2 rRNA genes are annotated in these 2,037 nt (G+C 57.4%); both read right to left on the bottom strand.

Annotated elements, in window-relative coordinates:
- Window positions 1-3: 3 nt before the first annotated feature.
- Window positions 4-120: ribosomal RNA gene (rrf, locus tag ACIRBX_RS38565) — 5S ribosomal RNA — on the bottom strand.
- Between the two features lie 88 nt (window positions 121-208).
- A 23S ribosomal RNA gene (locus tag ACIRBX_RS38560) occupies window positions 209-2,037 on the bottom strand; the annotation flags it as partial.

Below are 2,037 nucleotides of genomic sequence, written 5' to 3'. Positions count from 1 at the left end.
ATTGTTCGGCGGCGTCCTACTCTCCCACAGGGTCCCCCCTGCAGTACCATCGGCGCTGTGAGGCTTAGCTTCCGGGTTCGGAATGTAACCGGGCGTTTCCCTCACGCTATGACCACCGAAACACTATGAAACTGTCAACCGCACCACCCCCGTGACCAAACCGGGGTGGGGTCGTTGTTTCAGAACAACACAGTGGACGCGAGCAACTGAGGACAAGCCCTCGGCCTATTAGTACCGGTCAGCTCCACCCCTTACAGGGCTTCCACATCCGGCCTATCAACCCAGTCGTCTACTGGGAGCCTTACCCTCTCAAGGAGGTGGGAGTGCTCATCTCGAAGCAGGCTTCCCGCTTAGATGCTTTCAGCGGTTATCCCTCCCGAACGTAGCCAACCAGCCATGCCCTTGGCAGGACAACTGGCACACCAGAGGTTCGTCCGTCCCGGTCCTCTCGTACTAGGGACAGCCCTTCTCAACACTCCTACGCGCACAGCGGATAGGGACCGAACTGTCTCACGACGTTCTAAACCCAGCTCGCGTACCGCTTTAATGGGCGAACAGCCCAACCCTTGGGACCTACTCCAGCCCCAGGATGCGACGAGCCGACATCGAGGTGCCAAACCATCCCGTCGATATGGACTCTTGGGGAAGATCAGCCTGTTATCCCCGGGGTACCTTTTATCCGTTGAGCGACGGCGCTTCCACAAGCCACCGCCGGATCACTAGTCCCGACTTTCGTCCCTGCTCGACCCGTCGGTCTCACAGTCAAGCTCCCTTGTGCACTTACACTCAACACCTGATTGCCAACCAGGCTGAGGGAACCTTTGGGCGCCTCCGTTACTCTTTAGGAGGCAACCGCCCCAGTTAAACTACCCACCAGACACTGTCCCTGATCCGGATCACGGACCCAGGTTAGACATCCAGCACGACCAGAGTGGTATTTCAACGTCGACTCCACCATGACTGGCGTCACGGCTTCAAAGTCTCCCACCTATCCTACACAAGCCGAACCGAACACCAATATCAAGCTATAGTAAAGGTCCCGGGGTCTTTCCGTCCTGCTGCGCGAAACGAGCATCTTTACTCGTAATGCAATTTCACCGGGCCTATGGTTGAGACAGTCGAGAAGTCGTTACGCCATTCGTGCAGGTCGGAACTTACCCGACAAGGAATTTCGCTACCTTAGGATGGTTATAGTTACCACCGCCGTTTACTGGCGCTTAAGTTCTCAGCTTCGCCAACCCGAAGATTGACTAACCGGTCCCCTTAACGTTCCAGCACCGGGCAGGCGTCAGTCCGTATACATCGCCTTACGGCTTCGCACGGACCTGTGTTTTTAGTAAACAGTCGCTTCTCGCTGGTCTCTGCGGCCGGCCCCAGCTCAAGCAGCAAGTGCCATCACCAGTTCCGGCCCCCCTTCTCCCGAAGTTACGGGGGCATTTTGCCGAGTTCCTTAACCATAGTTCACCCGAACGCCTCGGTATTCTCTACCTGACCACCTGAGTCGGTTTGGGGTACGGGCCGCCATGAAACTCGCTAGAGGCTTTTCTCGACAGCATAGGATCATCCACTTCACCACAATCGGCTCGGCATCAGGTCTCAGACTATGTGTGAGGCGGATTTGCCTACCTCACGTCCTACACCCTTACCCCGGGACAACCACCGCCCGGGCTGGACTACCTTCCTGCGTCACCCCATCGCTCAGCTACTACCCCGTTGGTCCGACGGCTCCACCACTCCCCTTTGCCCGAAGGCTCCGGGGCGGCTTCACGGTCTTAGCATCAAGAGGTTCACCGTTGGCGCTTCAAAGCGGGTACGGGAATATCAACCCGTTGTCCATCGACTACGCCTGTCGGCCTCGCCTTAGGTCCCGACTTACCCTGGGCAGATCAGCTTGACCCAGGAACCCTTGGTCAATCGGCGCAAGAGTTTCCCACTCTTGTATCGCTACTCATGCCTGCATTCTCACTCGTGAACCGTCCACAACTGGATTCCTCCGCTGCTTCACCCGGCACACGACGCTCCCCTACCCATCACAGC

The sequence above is a fragment of the Kitasatospora sp. NPDC096147 genome, assembly GCF_044763225.1.
Classification (GTDB): domain Bacteria; phylum Actinomycetota; class Actinomycetes; order Streptomycetales; family Streptomycetaceae; genus Kitasatospora.
Note: the sequence above shows the minus strand (reverse complement) of the source record. Positions and strands in the feature narration are given on the sequence as shown.